Consider the following 19,206-nt stretch of genomic DNA (forward strand, 5'->3'; position numbering starts at 1 on the left):
CGCATATGCACCCACAGTATTGATGTAGAACCGGTCGTCCATATCTGACCGCCACAGAGAACCTTTCTCACCTCCGGGTTTCTTCGAAATATCTCTTTCGATAAAATGTATCTCGTATCGCTCCCCTATTCCCAAACAGGTCTCCTTCAGAGTCCTTTCTACTTCCTCTGTACCTTCCACCAATATTTCGCCGGACATTCAATGTGATAGAGGAGTATACTCTTATTATGTCTCTTCAGTATGTGTTCGCTCATACCCAAAAGATAACCCCGAAGCAGAGCTTCGAGGAATTCTTTTGATTAAGGCTTTACGATAAATGCCCTGTATGCGTTAGGAAACCGTCTCTCTATCCACCTGAGCTATGGGGGCTGGATTTCCGGTTTCAAAAATAACGTTTTACACAGCCAAAGTCAACAGGCGCATGCTTATCAAACTTGCGCCTGAACTATTTTTTCAGGAGCGTATCGATTTTCTTCCAGGAAATTTTACCGCTTTCTGAAACGGTGTATTCAAATAACTGCTGCCCGATGGCGTTCCCCGAGTCCCAGGTGGCATACACCCATATGGAGTTGAGGACGTACATGCGCACATCCTTGTAAAAGGAAGGCCGGGCGCCGAAAATACCTTTGAAGGGCATGAGATCCTCACGGCTTCCCAGGTCATTGACGAGATCTTCCACCGGATCCTTGAGGCCTTTTTTCTGTAGTTCTTCCCTTTCTTCGGCGGTGAGTCCCGGCTGGCTTTTGATTATATCCTCGATACGAGCCCGGAGAATGACAATTTCACGGTTCATCTTTTCATTTTCCGCCTGTAAGCGCTCGTTTTCCTGCCAAGCGGCTTTGACCGCCTTTCCGGAACATCCGGCAAGGAACAGGAATAATCCGGCGCTCACCGCCAAACCCGGAAGTAGTGTAAATAATCGCAGCCATTTCTTTTTTTGAACATGGACATTCATGAATTGTATCCTTATCTTTTGAGTGTTTATATCCTGAAACGAGTTCAGGATGTAGCGGACTCTTCGACAGGCTCAGAGTCCGCTGACCGAGCACTGAGCTTGTCGAAGTGCACGTGTCATGCCGAATTTGTTGCCGCTTCGCGGGAACGATGAAACCGTTTCGGCATCTATTTTAAAAAGAAACGCAATAAAATATGTCGTCAGGTTCAAACTCCTTTTGCACCCTACCCGAAATGCATCCGGCTCAGCTTGGCATAGATTCCGTTCAATTTCAAAAGCTCGGCATGGGTTCCAGTCTCACGGATTTTGCCGCGGGCGAGGACATGGATACGGTCCACATTTCTGACTGTGGAGAGCCGGTGAGCGATTACAATCGAAGTCCGTCCTTCCATAAGTACCGGCACTGCCTTCTGGAGAAGGCTTTCTGTGAACGTATCCACGCTTGCGGTAGCTTCGTCTAAAACGAGTATCTCACGGTCTGCGGCAAGGGCGCGGGCAAAGCTGACAAGCTGTCGCTGCCCCTGGGAAAGCCGAGAGCCGCGTTCCATAACAATAGTATCGAGACCGTCCTCGAGGCCTTCGAAGAAGCGGTCGGAGCCCATACGGGAAAGCACCTGTTGAATACGTTCGCGGGAGACCGCATCCCCATCTAGGCGTATATTATCGGCCACCGAGCGGTTAAACAGGAACGAATCCTGCCCCACATGCGAAAAAAGCGCGTGAAGCTCTTCGAGCGAGAGACCCCTAATATCCCTCCCTCCAATGAGAATGCTTCCCTGATTGACATCGTAAAACCGGAGGAGCAGGTTGATGATGCTCGTCTTTCCCGCTCCGGAAGGTCCCACGAACGCCACCCGTTCTCCAGCCGCCACACGGAACGAAACATCACGGAGCACCCATTCCACGCCTTCGTAGGCAAACCAGACCCGGTCGAAAACGATGTCACGGCTGCCCGAAAGGGGAAGAGGACGGGCAGGCTCGACAACCCGGGCTTTTGTATCGAGGAGGGTGAAAATCCGCTCGCTCGAGGCCAAGGCGGAGAGCAGCGTGTTGAAATTTTCCGCAAGCTCACGGATCGGCCAGAAAAACATGTCCACAAGACGGATAAACGCTATCAGCACCCCGATCTGGATGGTTCCCTGGAAGATACGGTGCCCGCCGGAGATGAGAATGAGCGCCAGGCCGAGCATCCCGATGAATTCCAGGAGCGGGAAAAAAATGCCGTAATAAAAGACATTGGATATTTTCGCCCCCATCAGCCGATCGGAATAAATCGAGAATTTTCCGTAGCTCCAGTCTGTCCTGCGCATGAGCTGAATGAGCCTCATGCCGAGAATGCTTTCCTGCAAAAATGCATTAAGGCGGGCGGTACCCTTACGGATGATCCGATAAATGATACGTATTTTGTTTGCAAACATCGCCGCAAGAAGGTAAAGGAGCGGAACGACAGTCAGAGTGATAACGGCCAGTTTCCAGTCCATGTAAAACATGACTCCGATGATGCCGGCGATGATGCTCAGATTATTGAATGTGCTCACAGCCCCGGTGGTGTAAAGATCATTCAGCGTGCTGACATCGTCTGTGGTGCGGGTCATGAGCCTTCCCACCTGGTTATGGTCGAAAAAGCTCATTTCCATGGAGAGGATGTGCCCGAACACATCCATGCGGAGATCGTGCATGATCTTCTGGCCGAGAACGCCGGTCAGCAAGTTCAGCGCATAATCTACCGCAAACTTGATGAAGTAAAGCCCGAGGAACACGATCATGAGAAGATCGAATCCCTTGAGATTCCCGGTGGTGATATGGTTGTCCACCGCTATTTTCACCAGGTAAGGCCGGGCGACCAGAAGCAACGAACTCAGGATGCTGAACACCAGCGCAAAAACAGCCATGCCTGCAAAGGGACGGATGTATCCGGCCAGGCGTTTGAACGCGGTCCATGGGGTGTATTCCCTGACAGTGTCAGGAGTGATGCCCCTATTGTTGTTCTGATTCTGCATGTTTTTTTTCTATTAGATGCCGAAACAAGTTCGGCATGACACGTGTCACCCTGAACTTGTTTCAGGGTCTGCAGGATCCAACGATTCTATAGCTTCCTGTTCGTTGTAGAGCGCCGCATATTCTCCGTTCAGTCGCATGAGGGATTCATGTGTTCCGCGTTCAATGATCTTTCCATCGCTCATATAGAGAATCTCGTCAGCATTCCGTATCGCTCCCAGGCGCTGGGTGATTATTATGGCGGTTTTATTCCGTATCACATCGTGAACATTCCTCAGTATGGTCATTTCCGTAACGGTATCCACACTGGAAAGGCTGTCATCGAGAAACAGGATAGGTGCATCGCTGATAAACGCCCGGGCTATGGCGATGCGCTGGCGCTGGCCGCCGGACACGGTGATGCCCCTTTCACCTATGACCGTGTAGTATCCCGCCGGATACGCGGCAATTTCCTCATCGATGGCGGCGAGCCGGGCTGCATTTTTGATGCTCTCCATGTCCGCCCCTTCCTTGCCGAACGCAATATTTTCCGCCACTGTCTCACTGAAGAGGAATGTCTCCTGGGGAACATAGGCGATGGATGAGCGCAGGCGGGTGAGCGAAATGTCGTTTATATCCATGCCATCATAAAAAATAATCCCGCGGGGTATTGAAAAGGTTCCGGTCAATAGATTCAAAAGGGTGCTCTTTCCCGAACCGGTCCTTCCCACGATTGCCAATGTACCTCCCGGCTTCACCTCGAACGAAACGCTCTCAATCGCCTCACGGTCTCCGTTATAGGAAAAATGGAGGTTCTGTACGCTGACTGCGCCGTGAAGGGGTGTAGTATCGGGATCGGCGTCCGGGCGTTCCTGCTCTACATCGAGAATCTCCTGAATACGGCGCGCGGAAGCTGTACCGCGCTGGAAAATAGCCACTACCCATCCAAGGGCGATGGCCGGCCATGCCAATAATCCGATGTACAGGATGAAGGCTACTATGGTTCCGAGAGAGGTCTGGCCTGAAATCACCTTGTGCGCCCCGATCCAGAGAACAAGAATCAATCCGAGGCTGGAAAATATATCGAGAAGAGGCCACATTATGGACTGGAGGCGAATGATGTAGCGGTTATTTTTCACATACCCTTCGCTCAGCTCCCTGAGTTTTTCCAGCTCTTTCTGTTCCAGGACATACGCTTTTACCACCTGAATGCCGTTGAGGTTTTCCTGGATGTGCGCGGAAATGTCGGAGTATGATTCCTGCACCCTGGTAAATCCGGTATGTATCCTGCGTCCCACGCGGTTTATCAGAAAGGCCAGAAAAGGAAACGGAATGAGGGCATACAGGGTAAGCTGTACATCCTTGGCGAACATGAAAACCAGCGCAGCGGGGAGAAGGACCAGGGCGTTCATGGTATACATGACCGCCGGGCCGATCATCATCCGCACCGCAGTAAGATCGTTGGTTAACCGCGCAATAAGATCGCCTGTACGGGAGCTGTTATAAAACGGCAGGGGGAGCCGTAGCAGATGGTTGAATAGGCGTTTCCGCACATCGTTCTCTGCTTTCCAGGAAGCTCCGATAATGATGTACCGCATGAAGAAACGGGTTATGCCCTTGACAGTCTGGATGACGAAGATTAAACCTACCACACGGTACAGGTCGCTGAATGCGAAATGGGAACGAATGATGTCTATGGCTTTTCCGACATAGGAGGGGATAAACACATCGAGAATGTTGGTAACGACCACAAAAACCGAGCCAACGAGGAAGGCTTTCCAGCGTTTTTCAATAAAAGAACGGATAATGGCAAAATCAGTCATAAAAACCTTTTATAAGTGACAAAGTGACAAAGCGGCAAAGCGGCAAAGTTTTTGCACTTACTTTGTCACTCTGTAACTTTGTCACTTTGTCACTTCTTCAGCGAATCACCGTGATTTCCACTTCCTGTATTCCGGTATTGACCATCCCCAGCTCTTTTGCGGCGCCCAGCGAGAGATCGATAATCCGCCCGTCAACAAAAGGACCGCGATCGTTCACCCTGACAATGACAGTTCGGTTGTTGGCCAGGTTCAGCACCTCCAGCCAGGTGTCGAACGGGAGAATATTCATGGCGCAGGTAAGCCCGTACATATCGAATACCTCGCCATTCGAAGTTTTTTTCCCATGATATTTGTCGGCGTAAAAGGAAGCGACCCCACGGAACTTTGTTCCGATCGGCGGTTTTTCCATGAGAACTTTACCGGTCAGGAAAGGCACGGTTGACTTACCGCCGGCGCGGATGATCGTATATCTGGGCGAAGGAGCGCAACCCCAGCAAAGGAAGAGCACAATCAGCGCTGCTATAAGATTCCGCAATCAATCCTCCGCGATCTGGAGACTTCCTATGATTTCACCAAGTGAGCTAAAACCGGACCGGACAAGATATTCGCGTATGCCCGCTATGACTTCCAGCGGCAAAAGAGGTTTCACAAACATCCCGCAGCCGATTTGCACGAGCGAAGCTCCTGCGATAATGAATTCAAGAGCATCGCGGGCGCAAAAGATACCTCCCATGCCGATAACCGGAATGGAAACAGATCGGGCAGCCTCGTAAACCATGCGCACCGCAACCGGCCGGATCGCAGGCCCGGAAAGCCCTCCGGTCACATTCGCCAGCATGGGACGCCGGGTATGGACATTTATCGCCATACCGGAAATCGTATTGATGAGCGATACGCCGTCCGCGCCGGCCGATTCAACCGCACGGGCAATACCGGCGATGTCGGCCACCATGGGGGAAAGTTTTGCGATAATGGGCTTTTTGGTCTCTTCACGGAGTCGCTTTACCAGGGAAAACGCCGATTCCGGGCAGGCGCCGAACGTAATCCCGCCCTCTTTCACATTTGGGCAGGAAATATTGATCTCGAATGCCCGGACAGCGCTTTCGCGGTCAAGGCCGGCGCACACCTTCCGGTAATCATCCACAGTGCGTCCTGCGACATTTACCATGACCACCGTGTCCAGCCCTGATATACGGGGAATGACTTTTTTGATGAAGGCATCGAGTCCTTCGTTCTGAAGACCGATGGCGTTGAGCATCCCGGAAGGGGTTTCGATAATGCGGGGCGGCGGATTCCCGAGGCGCGCCTCCGGTGTAACAGCTTTGGTTACAAACCCGCCCAGGAGTGAAACATCGTAGAACTCTGCAAATTCCTCGCCGTTCCCGAAAGTCCCGGAGGCCGCGAGCACGGGATTTTTGAATTCCAGGCCAAAAAGCCTCTGGGACAGACTTACCTCATTCACCAGGAAACCTCATCCGCATCGAAAACCGGTCCCTCCTTGCATGACCGCACCATGGAACCGTCGGCCATACGCACCGCACAGCCCAGGCAGACGCCGATACCGCAGGCCATGCGTTCTTCGAGACTTACCTGGCAGGGCACGCCGGACTTTTTGGCGATCTTCGCCACCGCCTTCATCATTGGACGGGGGCCGCAGGCATACAGGGCGCCCGGAGAGAGTTCTCCCATACGCTCTTCAAGGAGAAAAGACACCAGGCCGTGATATCCGCGCGAACCGTCATCGGTGGCTTCCAGAACCGACACACTCTCACATATCAGTCCTTCGATGAGAGAAAGGTGGGTTACAGTTTTTCCGCCCATCAGGAACACTGCCGGCCTTTTCCCGGACTGCCGTATCGATTCAGCCAAAAAGAGCAGCGGCGCAGCGCCGAATCCCCCGGCGACGAGAACTACGCTTCCGTTTCCGCCAAGGCTTTGATCGAAGCCATTCCCCAGAGGACCTACCAGGTTCAACATCTCGCCGCGTTTCAGGGAGCAGAGGAGCGCTGTTCCCAAACCGACCACATCGATCATCAGGCTTATGATTCCATATTCCGGCCGGCTTCCGCAGATGGAGAACGTCCGCCGGAGGAACGGATCCGTTCCCCGCCCTGCCCGAGCCTGGACAAACTGCCCCGGAACCGCGTTTTGCGCGATCTCACCGCAGGCGACCTCGATGATATACCCGCCTGGTGTGCGGCGTTCAGTTCGCAAAATACCTGCTTCGTATTCGCGCATTTCTCTCTCTTATCTTTTTCATCTCTGTTAACTCGCTCTCCGCAGCCGAGGCGGGGCCGGAAACCGCAGGCGCCTGCGCCGCTGACGCTGCCCGTGCCTCGTCGGAAGAATAGTATGCGATACTCTTCTGGATATCCGTGACAATTTTCTTTTCGTCCACGATGAAGGACAGTTTCCTGGCGGACAGTTCTACAAATACTTTATTATTCTCGTTCGGCTTTTCCTCGGCAAGTTTTTTATAAAGCTCGAGTGCCTTATTCATGTCACCGGCGTCATGTTCGTAGAAGTAGGCGATGGCAAAACGGGCCTGGAAGGCGCTCTTGGTCTTTGGGAAGCTGTCCGCCACCGCCTGATAGAGAGGAAGATACACTTTCGGCCCCTTGTTTTCCATGCGGGCAAGCTCGGCATCGCGATACAGTTTCAGGTCCGGAGGAACGCTGATCATCCCCAGGTGAACTTTCAATTCCTGAGAGAACTGGCTTTCCGGATACTTATGAATGATTGTTTGCATAAGAGCTTTTTCCGCTTCCTCCGAATATTTTTTTTCCAGCTTCAACTGAGACAATCCGAGGGAAAAGTCGCTCCGTACCGCATATTCGGATTGGGGCGCCTCCTTAAGGATCAGATCGTACTGGGTGACTGCTGAATCGGCATGATCGAGGGAATACGTCAAAAGCTCCGCAAGAAGGAAGCGTTTATGAGCCCGTTCCTCCGGTTTGTCCTTCAGCTTGTCGATATCATTCGTCCATGCATTCAAGCTGTCGATCTGGGCCGATCGGTTCTTGGCGTCCGCAAACCAGTTTTCGGAAACGCGGACATTTCCCTGGCTGACCTTAACGTAGGCATCTTTGGCTTCGTTCGCCTTGGACAGATCACGGATGGTGATGTTTCCGACATGATACCAGGCTTCTTTGGCCGCCAGAGAATCGGGGAAATCCCCTGCCATGTTGCGGTAGGTCTCCACTGCTTTTTCGGCGTCCCCTTTCAATTCATAGATCTTTCCGATCTCAAGTCGGATACCCGGGGCGAAATTTACAAATTCACCCTTGCTCTGCATACTCGTCAGGAAAGCCAGGGCTTCATCATATTTCCCCAGCTTCGCCTTCGACTGGGCAATCAATGAATTGGCTCGAAATTTCATCCTCGGTTCGATCTTTTTGGAAGCCAGCTTTTGAAGTTCTTCCGCCGCCTCCTGGTATTTATTCAGATTATAAAGCCCCTCTCCCTTGTATAACATCGCCTGGTACAGGATTTTTTTTCCCGGATCGGAACCTGCCACCTTCCGGGCGGCGGCGATGAGATCCTCCCATTGGCCGTCTTTATAGTTTATCTCCGCCAGGGTGAGCCCTGCCTCACCTTTAATTGCACTCTTTTCCGTTGAGGCCAGATCGTTCAGCTCAATACGGGCCTCATCGGTGAGGCCGACCTCTATCATGCAGCGTGCTTTATAGTATCGCGCCTTCGGAACGAATTCGCTCGAGGGAAAAGCTTTCCGAAGTTCCTCAAACTTGGTGCGGGCGCGGGTATAATCTTTCATGTAATAGTAGGACATGCCGATGATGAACACGCTGTTATCCGCATACCGCGAAGTTTTGTAGTCCTGGAGGATCTTATAAGCATTGTCGACGGCGTCTTTATATTTCTTACCAGCTTCGGGGCTGACATTGTTATCTCTATTTCGCAGCCGTTCGGCGTCATTGTAATTCCGCTGTGCGAGATAAAAGGTATTGAAATATGCGCATCCGGAAAAACCCACTCCCGCGAGGAGCAGGAAAATCAAAAGAAATCCATGAACAATTCGTCTGTTTATTCTTTTCACCGACATATCAGCTCATTTTTTCGGATATAGATGCCGAAACAAGTTCGGCATGACACGTGCACTTCGACAAGCTCAGTGCTCTGTCAGCGGGCTCTGAGCCTGTCGAAGAGTCGCTTCATCCTGAACTCGTTTCAGGATCTAATTGCGCAATCTCAATCCTCTTTCAAATATTTCGTTTCTGCGCAGTCCGTGTCGTGATGAATAATGCCGCGGCAGGCAGAGAGAAGGAGGAATTTCCCCCTTTCCCGCAGTTCCGGTGAAGCGGTGACCAGTGCCATTTTTTCGTTCGTGATTGTTATTATTCCCTGAAGCTCAGCTTCTTCGGCATCTCCGGGTTCACCTGTCCACTCGAATGTATCTTTTTTAAACTTGTTGAAATGAGGAATGGTTGCAAGCCTTTTCTTTACAGCCCGGTTATCGAGAACATCGAACAGTGAAGTATACATGATTATCTCGGATATTTCCTCTTCCTCTTCTCTCCCATCTTCATGATTCAAAACACGCCTGAACTCGAACCACAATAGCAGGAGAGGAGTTTTCTTTTTCAAAAAGCTCTCCAAGGTCGAATCCGGCGATTGCTTTTGATATTCTGCAAACAATTCCCGTATCATTTTTAGGAAGGAATTCTTTTTTATCTCAAATGGGTAAAATCCCAAACCTAAGGTCGGTTTCCCTCCCAATGTAATTACACGAGCTAAAACAAGCGACCCATTAAGAAAATCTAACGTTCCTTTAGAATCTATTTCGCATCTGTAATTGAGCAGGAGGTCATCGAAAAACAACTTATTCCTTGATTTTGACAAATGTACCTGGAACAATGTCACCACTGAATCGTTCATTTTTCGGAGCACGACCATTTCTGCACCGTTTACCTGCTTGGACTTCTCCATATAGAATTCGATGCCTGTATAGCCAGACTTCACGATACCGGGGGTATGAATAATCCAATCGTAAAACTGCACCAGAGAGGCTTCATCAAGATCATCAATATCCGTTTCAACAACATCAAGCCCATTTACATCTTTAAAAACATCGAACGCCATAGAAACTGAACGCCGATACCGCTTTATCAGGAACTTTGCGACTTTTTCGAAGAGAATATGATAAAGTTCAAGCTCCGCCGAGAAGGGGAGAACGGCGAATTCTTCTCCATACATTCCGGTATTTCCATCGGGTTTCGATTTTATTCCGGAAAGGTTCTTTTTAATTTTCACATTATTCCCTTTTGAAGTAAATCCTGCTCTTCGTCAGGCTCAGAGCCCGCTGTCCGAGCGCTGAGCTTGTCGAAGTGACACGTGTCATCCTGAACTCGTTTCAGGATCTAATTGCGCAACAACATCCAGGGGGTGAGTTCTTTTGTGGTATTCCTGGAGGCATTTCACTTGAAGCGGCTTGGAAAGGAGGGCGAGTATCCCCTCCACCGCGGCGGTTGCCCCCGCGATGGTCGTGGTGTACGGTACGTTGTGAATGATGGCCGCACGCCGTATCTCATAATCGTCCTGGTGGGATTGGGTGCCTATCGGTGTGTTTATCATGAGACCGATCGAGCCGTCGGTGAGCAGGTCGAGCACATTGGGACGGCCATCGTAGATCTTCATGATCAGCCCGGCAGGGATGCCGTGCGCTTCCAGACTCTCTCGGGTGCCGGAGGTTGCCACCAGTGTAAAACCGGCATCGCGGAGCCGTGCGGCAATTGGGACGATAGCATCCTTGTCCCGGCCTGCGACACTGATGAAAATACGGCCGGAGGTCGGAAGGCCGGCGTTCACCGACATCTGTGATTTGGCAAACGCCACCCCGAAATCCGGATCGATGCCCATGACCTCTCCGGTCGATTTCATCTCCGGGCCGAGGATGGAATCCACCCCGGGGAATTTAATGAACGGCAGCACCGCTTCCTTGACACAGTAGTAATCGAGATTGACCTCTTCGGTAAAATTAAGTTCCCGGAGCGTTTTCCCGGTCATCACCCGGGCGGCGAGCTTGGCCAGCGGAACACCGATGGATTTAGACACATAGGGAACCGTCCGGGATGCACGCGGATTTACCTCTAGGACATATATTTCATTGTCTTTTATGGCGTACTGGATATTCATGAGCCCGATAACGTTCAGATTGCGCGCCAGAGCATGGGTGCTCTCGCGGATGCGGGAGATGATATCCGGGCTTAAACTATAGGGCGGAAGGATGCATGCCGAATCCCCGGAGTGAATGCCCGCGTTCTCGATGTGCTGCATGATGCCCCCGATCACCACATCTTTGCCGTCGCAGATGGCGTCCACATCGATCTCGATTGCAGCATCGAGGAACTTGTCTACGAGTACAGAACGTTCTTCCGATACATTGATTGCAGCATCAAAGTAGGTTTTTAGGATGTTTTCATTATAGCAGATCATCATGGCCCGCCCGCCGAGCACATAGGAGGGCCGCACAAGGACCGGGTAGCCGATACGCTCGGCAATTTTACGGGCGCCTTCCAGGTCGGTCGCTGTACCGTTGGGCGGCTGTTTGATACCCAGCCTGTCCACCAGCATGCCGAACCGTTTCCGGTCTTCCGCGATATCGATCGAATCCGGAGAGGTGCCGATGATCGGAACCCCGGCGGCTTCCAGTCCTTTTGCCAGTTTCAGCGGGGTCTGGCCGCCGAACTGGACGATGACGCCGTCCGGTTTCTCCTTTTCGCAGATCGCAAGGACATGTTCCAGGGTGAGCGGCTCAAAGTAGAGCTTGTCGGAAGTATCGTAATCGGTGGAAACGGTCTCCGGATTGGAATTGACCATGATGGTCTCAAACCCGTCCTCCTTGAGCGCGAATGAGGCGTGGACGCAGCAGTAATCGAATTCGATCCCCTGCCCGATCCGGTTCGGTCCGCCGCCGATTATCATGATCTTCTTCCGGGGGGAGCGAACCACCTCGCATTCGGATTCATAGGTGGAATAATGGTAGGGAGTGAAGGCCTCAAATTCCGCCGCGCAGGTATCCACCGTCTTGAAAACGCTCTCAATTCCCAACTGTTTACGGCGCTCCCGGACGGCGTTCTCGGAAACTCCCCAGAGGAATGCCAGTTGGCGGTCGGAAAATCCCATTTTCTTTGCATCGAGAATCGTGACGCTGTCTGCTTCCCCGAATGTCTTCCCCTTCAGTTCACACTCCATATCAACGATTTCCTGCATATTCGAAAGGAACCACCGGTCGATTTTGGTCGCCGCATACAGTTCATCCACCGAATGCCCGGCCAGAAACGCCTTCCGAATTCCAAAAATCCGGTCGGCGAATGGCGTTTTCACATACGCCAGCCAATCCGCTTTTTCCCAGGCATCGTCCACACCGTCCCCGCCAAGACCGTAACGGTTGATTTCCAATCCCTGAATGCCTTTCTGAAGCGCTTCCTTGAACGTCCTTCCTATAGCCATCACCTCGCCGACGCTCTTCATCTGGATGCCGAGGCGCGCGTCGGCGCTCGGGAATTTTTCGAATGTCCAACGCGGAATCTTCACCACACAGTAGTCGATGGTCGGCTCGAAGCAGGCCTTGGTTTTGCGGGTTATATCGTTGGCGATCTCATCGAGGGTATAGCCGACCGCAAGCTTTGCCGCAATCTTTGCGATGGGGAATCCGGTCGCTTTTGAGGCGAGAGCGGAACTCCGCGACACCCGGGGGTTCATTTCGATGATAACCAGACGGCCGTCAGCAGGATTCTGGGCGAACTGGATGTTGGACCCGCCCGTTTCCACCCCGATCTCACGGATCACATCGATAGCCCAGTCGCGCATACGCTGGTACTCGCGGTCGGTGAGAGTCTGAATGGGCGCCACCGTGATGGAGTCGCCGGTATGGACTCCCATGGGATCGAGGTTTTCGATGGAGCAGATAATTACCGCATTATCGTTCAAATCACGCATGACCTCGAGCTCGAATTCTTTCCAGCCGATAAGCGATTCTTCGATGAGCACCTCGGAGATGGGACTGAGCTCCAGCCCATGTTTGACCTGGAATTCGAATTCCTGGCGGTTGTAGGTAATTCCGCCGCCGGTTCCCCCGAGGGTGAAAGAAGGCCGTATGATTGCCGGGAAACCGACTATTTCAAGGACTTTCCACCCTTCATCAAGGGAATTTGCGAATCCTCCTCGGGGCTGATCTACCCGTATACGGTTCATCGCAGCGGCGAAGAGCCGCCGGTCCTCCGCTTTTTTGATTGATTCAAGGTTCGCTCCGATCATGCGCACCCCATAACGGTCCAGAATTCCCTGCTCGGCAAGCTGTACAGCGACATTCAATCCGGTCTGGCCTCCCAGAGTCGGGAGCAGGGCGTCCGGTTTCTCCAGGGCGATGATCTTTTCGCAAATTTCCGGGGTGATCGGTTCAATATAGGTACGGTCGGCGATTTCCGGATCGGTCATGATAGTGGCGGGATTGGAGTTGACCAGGACTATCCTGAACCCCTCTTCCTTGAGGGCTTTGCAGGCCTGGGTACCGGAATAATCGAATTCACAGGCCTGTCCGATGACTATAGGACCGGAGCCTATGACCATGATAGAGCGGATATCGGTTCTTTTTGGCATATCTATTCCTGAATAAGTGGCGGCTCAATGAAACAACACAACCCACAGAATGAAACCTGTCAAAGCCAGCAGTGCAATATACCCTGATTGCACGAGAAATGAAAGAAACCTGGCTTTACGAATCCTTCGTTTCCGGACTAGTGCGCCTTTCTCAAGGTTTCCCTCAAGGACTGTTTCAGCCAGTTTCGAGTCGTATTCATCGATAAGCCTGAGAATGAGACTTTTTGTGGCGACAACCTGTTCAGCCAGAAGATTATGTGATGATTTATCAGAGGCGGCGGCGCCATTCTGATGTTTTTTAAGAGGATAGGTATCAAGGCTCAACAAAAGATATGCTTTCAAAATCGCTATCCGGATTTCTGTGACTTTCATATCCCTCCCTTCCTGAACAGATTCACGGAGGATGTTTTCACAGATATCTATAAAATTCCGGAGGTTTTGCTGTATTTCCGAATTGCTGAGACTGAGAAGGTAAGATTCCTCGATTACCTCCTCTACCTGCTGCTTGATTCTTTGATCAGTCCATTTTCCCATAGTTTAAAAGTATAAAAACATCTCCCGAAAAGCAAGCAGGACTCGGAACGATTTTCCTTTTACTGTATATGATGGATATTCATGAGATTTGTGGAACCGGAAACACCGATAGGGGTGCCTGAGGTGATCACAATAATATCTCCCGCTCGGGCATACCCGCAATTCTTTGCCGCCGATTCAGCCACACCAACCATGCTGTCTGTATCGACCACCTCCTGCACCAGCACCGTATGAATGCCCCAATATAACGCCAGACGGCGCCGAATAGTTTCAGAAGGAGTAATGGCTACAATGCTGGTTTTGGGACGATGCTTGGAAAGATGCCTGGCGGTGGAGCCGGACTGTGTATAGGCGACAATGGCGGTGGCGTTCAAAATCTCCGCCGCCCGGCAGGCCGCGATGGTCACCGCCCCTTGGATGGTTGATTCCTGTTCTCTAGGGTCAAGGATGCACCTGCCCTTTCCGAGGAGAGACGTACCGCGGTACGTCTCTTCTTTTTCTACATCGTCGATAATCCTGCGCATGGTTTCCACCGCCTTGATCGGGTACTTCCCCACCGCTGTCTCGCCGGAAAGCATCACTGCGTCCGAGCCATCGATAATAGCATTGGCCACATCCGAAGTTTCCGCGCGAGTCGGGCGGGGATTGTAGGTCATGGATTCGAGCATCTGGGTGGCGGTAATCACCGGCTTACCGGCTATGTTGCATTTTTCGATGATTTTCTTCTGGATGAGCGGCACTTCTTCGGAAGGCATCTCCACACCCAAATCGCCCCGCGCCACCATGACTCCATCGGCATTTTCCAGGATGGCGTCAAAGGCGTTAACTGCCTCCTGTCTCTCTATCTTGGCGATGACCGGCATATCCGATCCCAGGTTGGACAGAAGCTTTTTCGCCTTGAACACATCATCCGGGGTCCGCACAAACGAGAGGCCGAGGAAATCCAGCCCGTTTTTGACCGCAAATTCCATGTCTGAAAAATCCTTGGTGCTGATGGAAGGCGCCGATACCTTCACTCCGGGAAGATTCATCCCCTTGTGCGGCTTGAGATCCCCTCCGATCACCACAACGGTCTTCACTTCTTCCGGGCTGACCTCCAAAACCTTCAGCTCCAGGTTGCCGTCATCGATGAGAATACGGTCGCCTTTCTCCACATCGCTGACCAGGTTGGGGTAGGTGGTGCTCACCAGGGATGCTGAGCCCATGACCGTGCGGGTGGTAATGGTCAGTTCTTTTCCTGCCTCCAGGAACACACTTCCACCTGCAACATCTCCCACCCGGATTTTCGGACCGGCCAGATCGCCGAGAATGGCGATGGGAATCCCCTTCTCTGCGGCCACTTTTCGAACCTTGACGATAATCCCGGCAAGCTCCTCGGGGGCGCCATGGGAAAAATTGATACGGGCGATATTCATTCCGGCTTCAATAAGACCCCGGATGGTTATCTCGTCCTGGCTTGCCGGACCCAGAGTACAGATGATTTTTGCTCGAGTCATGGGTATTGAAGCCTCCTGTTTATAGAAGACAAAAGAAAAGACAAAAGAATCCTAAAGAAAAGATTGTCTGAACCACTAATGCGCGTGATGTAAATGATAAAAGATGATGAAAAGATTACAATCAAAATCCCAAGCACAGAGAGAAAGAAAAGGCTCTTTCATCCTTTATCCTTCATCCTTGTCTTTTTTACTTTGTGCCTTTGTTCTTTTGCGCCATTATGCCTTAGAACTTATCCGTAAGGATTTTCACTCGTTTTAAGGCAGCCCCCTTCTGGCCTTTCAGGCCACCTTCCCCCCTTGCGGGGGGCAGGAAAAGCATGTGGCGTCTCAAATTCCCTTGCCCCCATTTATGGGGGAAAGGGATCGAGGGTAAGGGGGCATTGAGTAGGTGCAACCGGCGAATTTCTTATTTACGGACAAGCTCTTAGTTTTTTCTTTACAGATCGAATATTGTCTCCGCCTCAATTTCATCGAAAGCCTGAGACAGATTTTCTAACACATCTCCGGCCATCACCCCCCGTATACCCATTTCCTCCGAGGCCATCTCTCCGGCCAGACCGTGCACGAAAGCCCCCAGGACAGCGGCGGGGAAAAGGTCCAGCCCTTGGGCGGCGAGACCGGTGATCGTTCCCGTCAGCACATCCCCGGCTCCGGCTGTTGCCAGGGCCTGGTTTCCGGTCGGATTAAGCCAGACCTCGCCCGCAGGATTGACAGTCACCGTAGTCGGTCCTTTCAGCAGAACGATTTTCCCCAGTTCAGCGGCTGCCTGTTTCGCTGCGCCGATTGGATCGGTCATGATCTCAGCGGCCGGTTTCTCCATCAGCCGCGAAAGCTCTCCGGCATGGGGAGTGAGTACCATATCGCAGGGAGTTTTCGTAAGAGCAGCCCGGTTGTTACGGTACGCGTTGATCCCATCCGCATCGAGAATCACTTTGCCCCGGTACTCGTCCAGAAAGCGCCTGACCAGCTCCGAGGTTTCGTAATACGTCCCCAATCCCGGGCCGACAGCCACCGCATCCATATTTTCCACCGCCTCGCGGATTTTTCCCAGCGCACGGAGGGAAAGGCAGCGTTTTTTTCGGACTTCCGGCAGGGGGAGATTCATGATTTCGGTTAACTTGACTGCGAGAATATCACTGAGACTCTCGGGGCAGCCCACCCTTACCAGTCCGGCGCCTGACCGCATGGCGGAAGCGGCGCATAAGGCGGGCGCCCCGGTCATTCCGACCGATCCGGAAAGAATAAAAACCTTTCCGGCTGAATTTTTATGCGCATCGTATGGCCGCACCGGTATGAGAGCGGCAGCCTCCGACCGTGAAAGTGTATGAGCGAACGGCGCTATCATATCAGACACTTCCAGGGGAAAGCCGATGTCCGCCGCCTGAATGCTTCCGCAGAAAAAGCGCCCCGGTTTGATTACCATTCCTGCTTTCAGGAACCCGAAGGTCACCGTATAATCGGCCTGCACCGCGGCTTCCGAAACCTGGCCGGTATTCGAGTTCACACCGGAAGGAATGTCGACCGCCACCACCTCGGCGTGTGCATGATTCACCAACTCCACTACCGCGGCGGCAAGGCCGGTAATCTCTCCCCGGAGTCCGGTCCCGAAGAGGGCGTCCACAATCACATCGGCGGACTCGATCCGCTCGATGAACAGGCCAAGGTCTTCCTGGCCGTGTATCTCTTCCACTTTCCCGCCGGTTTTCTCAAGGGCACCGAGACAGGCGAGGGCGTCGCCCCGTACTTCACGCTTTCTTCCGATCAGGAATACATCGGCCGGAATCCCGCTCAACCTCAGGAGTTCAGCCACCCGGAAACCGTCTCCGCCGTTGTTTCCTTTTCCAGCTAGCACAACCACCCTTTTATCGAATAGATCGGAGTATACTTCAGCCATGAATTCACAGACAGCCTTACCCGCCGCCCGCATGAGCTCGATGCCGGGTTTTCCCCACTCGATCGAGCGGCGGTCGATTTCCGCCATCTGTTCGCCGGTGAAGACTTTCATAGGGCAACTCCAATTTTTTCGGCAAGGGTGGTAAACAGGCGGTCACAGTGGGGAGCGGCACTACGGACTTTGTTAAGGTCTAATATTTTAAGAATTTTCGAGGCGTGATGGATTTTATGATATTTCCCTTTATATGAATATCGTGTTGCGGCATTCAATTTAACTCTGATAGTGCCTTTTGTTATGTTCTCCACACTTGTTGTTCGAGGTAGTTTTTCTTCACGGAAGCCAGTACCGAAAAAGATTTTGAGTGCGTCCCTGTCTGCTAAAAACCATGCTTCCATAATTTGAACCATGAGATGACAATGCACATGATGATGGTCCTCAAATAACCATTGATCATGTAATGCGAGATGACTCCACGGGTCAGTAGTCACCCCGATTTCTGAATCGACAAGAAGTACATTAAAGGCATCGGGATGGTCTTCCCATGCCGCCATGAAGTCGCGGTATGCATTACCTCTTGTACCACAGGCTACTACAAGTATTTTCACTTCAGGCATGGTATGCAACTTATTAAAGAAAACGGTGAAACCTTCTCTCATCTGGGCTCTGGATTCCACACTGTCGCCGCCGCCCTCGACATACACCCTGATTTCTTTCACCATCTGTTACCGCCTATCTCGCCCATACGCCACAGTTCACCGAGTGTGTAGTTCTCAAGCCATTTTTTCAGCTTCTTCTGATCAAGCCTCCTCATATGCGTCCCTTGTTCGTCATGCTCGCAAACCAGTACCGACTCCGGCTGTTCTGAAAGCGCAGAAACGAGAATGTCGGAATGAGTTGTAACAATGAGCTGGGTGCGTTTGGATGCTTCTACAAGGAGTTCTGCAACGGTATGGAGAATGTCGGGGTGCAGCCCGACTTCCGGCTCTTCGATACAGATGAGCGGAGGAGGTGAGGGATGACAGAGAATCAAGAGAAGACAAAGAAATCGCAAAGTACCATCGGACAGACGAGAGGCGGGAATAGGGTCTTTAAGATTTTTCTCATTGAAAAGAACTTGGATTATTCCTCCAAATACTTTTGTATGAATCGATTCAAATCTCTCATAAAACGACCGCATCAATTCATTTATTTTTCCAGCGGTTTCTCGCCTTTCCTTGAGATCATGAGCTATTAGGGCAAAGTTATTTAAACTTTCTAAAAGAAAATCACTAGGCCAATCGGTTTTTTGGGGTTGCTTTATCGAACTTATTACAACAAAAAGGTCTTTGTATATTTTCGATTCCTGAAGGCTATTTGCAAGTTTTGTTAATTCTGAACCTGAGTGTAGTCCGCCAAACTGGGATAATATTGATTTATACAAATGGGGTTCGGGTGCAGGGGATATTCCTGCAAAAAGCTCCGATATACCAAATTCTACTTTCCCATTTTTATTACTGTACAAAAAATTTCCAATTTCATTCATAACAGTTTCTGTGTCGATATACAGCCTATCAAGTGGGGTTGAGCCGATTCTCAGTGTATAACTAACTATTTTCTTCTCATGGGGCTGTATAAAGTCAATGCTCATATTTTCATAGGGTATTATAAAGTCAACACCCATTTCGGCAATTTTTTCACCCTTCCCTTTCCATATCCACTCTCCTACTCCACCACCCTCTCTCAACGGCATGCTTATATCTCTCGGCGCGGCCTGTAAAATACTTATCGCATTGATGAAATTCGATTTCCCCGAAGCATTTGGGCCGATGAGAACATTAAGAGGCTTTAAATTTACTGGTTTACTGTCTGGTCCGAATGAGAGAAGATTTTGAATCCATATCGAATTGATAAACCTTGTATCTTCCATGT

Annotated in this window: 14 protein-coding genes; all 14 read right to left on the bottom strand. The window is 51.4% G+C overall.

The window, feature by feature from the left end; translation table 11 throughout:
* Positions 1–445: 445 nt before the first annotated feature.
* Positions 446–955, bottom strand: coding sequence for a hypothetical protein (locus Q8O92_03510; protein MDP2982379.1), 510 nt, complete (start codon positions 953–955; stop codon positions 446–448).
* A 224-nt stretch (positions 956–1,179) separates the two neighbouring features.
* Positions 1,180–2,955 carry an ABC transporter ATP-binding protein gene (locus tag Q8O92_03515; GenBank protein ID MDP2982380.1) on the bottom strand — a complete coding sequence of 592 codons (1,776 nt, stop codon included), beginning with the start codon at positions 2,953–2,955 and terminating at the stop codon, positions 1,180–1,182.
* Between the two features lie 45 nt (positions 2,956–3,000).
* On the bottom strand, positions 3,001–4,755 hold the full coding sequence (locus Q8O92_03520; protein ID MDP2982381.1) for an ABC transporter ATP-binding protein: 1,755 nt from the start codon (positions 4,753–4,755) through the stop codon (positions 3,001–3,003).
* 97 nt (positions 4,756–4,852) lie between these two features.
* Complete coding sequence (locus tag Q8O92_03525) at positions 4,853–5,290, bottom strand: septal ring lytic transglycosylase RlpA family protein (protein MDP2982382.1); 438 nt, start codon at positions 5,288–5,290, stop codon at positions 4,853–4,855.
* Entirely contained in the window at positions 5,291–6,217 is a 927-nt protein-coding gene (locus tag Q8O92_03530) for a dihydroorotate dehydrogenase (protein ID MDP2982383.1), read from the bottom strand. It lies immediately after the preceding gene.
* On the bottom strand, positions 6,214–6,993 hold the full coding sequence (locus Q8O92_03535) for a dihydroorotate dehydrogenase electron transfer subunit (GenBank protein MDP2982384.1): 780 nt from the start codon (positions 6,991–6,993) through the stop codon (positions 6,214–6,216). The genes Q8O92_03530 and Q8O92_03535 overlap by 4 nt, the downstream gene beginning before the upstream one ends.
* Positions 6,959–8,818 carry a tetratricopeptide repeat protein gene (locus tag Q8O92_03540; protein MDP2982385.1) on the bottom strand — a complete coding sequence of 620 codons (1,860 nt, stop codon included), beginning with the start codon at positions 8,816–8,818 and terminating at the stop codon, positions 6,959–6,961. The genes Q8O92_03535 and Q8O92_03540 overlap by 35 nt, the downstream gene beginning before the upstream one ends.
* Positions 8,819–8,964: 146 nt before the next feature.
* Positions 8,965–10,026: a hypothetical protein gene (locus Q8O92_03545; GenBank protein MDP2982386.1), complete on the bottom strand. Its 1,062-nt coding sequence runs from the start codon at positions 10,024–10,026 to the stop codon at positions 8,965–8,967.
* 84 nt (positions 10,027–10,110) lie between these two features.
* Positions 10,111–13,374 (bottom strand): carbamoyl-phosphate synthase large subunit, encoded by a 3,264-nt coding sequence (carB, locus tag Q8O92_03550; protein MDP2982387.1) that lies wholly within the window; start codon positions 13,372–13,374, stop codon positions 10,111–10,113.
* 24 nt (positions 13,375–13,398) lie between these two features.
* Complete coding sequence (locus Q8O92_03555) at positions 13,399–13,746, bottom strand: hypothetical protein (protein MDP2982388.1); 348 nt, start codon at positions 13,744–13,746, stop codon at positions 13,399–13,401.
* Positions 13,747–13,967: 221 nt separating this feature from the next.
* On the bottom strand, positions 13,968–15,404 hold the full coding sequence (gene pyk, locus Q8O92_03560; protein MDP2982389.1) for a pyruvate kinase: 1,437 nt from the start codon (positions 15,402–15,404) through the stop codon (positions 13,968–13,970).
* 436 nt (positions 15,405–15,840) lie between these two features.
* Positions 15,841–17,409, bottom strand: coding sequence for an NAD(P)H-hydrate dehydratase (locus tag Q8O92_03565; GenBank protein MDP2982390.1), 1,569 nt, complete (start codon positions 17,407–17,409; stop codon positions 15,841–15,843).
* Complete coding sequence (locus tag Q8O92_03570; protein ID MDP2982391.1) at positions 17,406–18,017, bottom strand: DUF4276 family protein; 612 nt, start codon at positions 18,015–18,017, stop codon at positions 17,406–17,408. The genes Q8O92_03565 and Q8O92_03570 overlap by 4 nt, the downstream gene beginning before the upstream one ends.
* Positions 18,011–19,204: an AAA family ATPase gene (locus Q8O92_03575; GenBank protein MDP2982392.1), complete on the bottom strand. Its 1,194-nt coding sequence runs from the start codon at positions 19,202–19,204 to the stop codon at positions 18,011–18,013. The genes Q8O92_03570 and Q8O92_03575 overlap by 7 nt, the downstream gene beginning before the upstream one ends.
* Positions 19,205–19,206: the final 2 nt, after the last annotated feature.

It is taken from the genome of Candidatus Latescibacter sp. (assembly GCA_030692375.1).
In the GTDB taxonomy this organism is placed as follows: domain Bacteria; phylum Latescibacterota; class Latescibacteria; order Latescibacterales; family Latescibacteraceae; genus JAUYCD01.

Excerpts from the sequence above, each read along its gene's own strand:
- Q8O92_03510 (MDP2982379.1), bottom strand. The coding sequence starts at position 955 with ATGAATGTCCATGTTCAAAAAAAGAAATGGCTGCGATTATTTACACTA.
- Q8O92_03515 (MDP2982380.1), bottom strand. The coding sequence starts at position 2,955 with ATGCAGAATCAGAACAACAATAGGGGCATCACTCCTGACACTGTCAGG.
- Q8O92_03520 (MDP2982381.1), bottom strand. The coding sequence starts at position 4,755 with ATGACTGATTTTGCCATTATCCGTTCTTTTATTGAAAAACGCTGGAAA.
- Q8O92_03535 (MDP2982384.1), bottom strand. The coding sequence starts at position 6,993 with ATGCGCGAATACGAAGCAGGTATTTTGCGAACTGAACGCCGCACACCA.
- Q8O92_03540 (MDP2982385.1), bottom strand. The coding sequence starts at position 8,818 with ATGTCGGTGAAAAGAATAAACAGACGAATTGTTCATGGATTTCTTTTG.
- carB (MDP2982387.1), bottom strand. The coding sequence starts at position 13,374 with ATGCCAAAAAGAACCGATATCCGCTCTATCATGGTCATAGGCTCCGGT.
- Q8O92_03555 (MDP2982388.1), bottom strand. The coding sequence starts at position 13,746 with ATGAAAGTCACAGAAATCCGGATAGCGATTTTGAAAGCATATCTTTTG.
- pyk (MDP2982389.1), bottom strand. The coding sequence starts at position 15,404 with ATGACTCGAGCAAAAATCATCTGTACTCTGGGTCCGGCAAGCCAGGAC.
- Q8O92_03565 (MDP2982390.1), bottom strand. The coding sequence starts at position 17,409 with ATGAAAGTCTTCACCGGCGAACAGATGGCGGAAATCGACCGCCGCTCG.
- Q8O92_03570 (MDP2982391.1), bottom strand. The coding sequence starts at position 18,017 with ATGGTGAAAGAAATCAGGGTGTATGTCGAGGGCGGCGGCGACAGTGTG.
- Q8O92_03575 (MDP2982392.1), bottom strand. The coding sequence starts at position 19,204 with ATGGAAGATACAAGGTTTATCAATTCGATATGGATTCAAAATCTTCTC.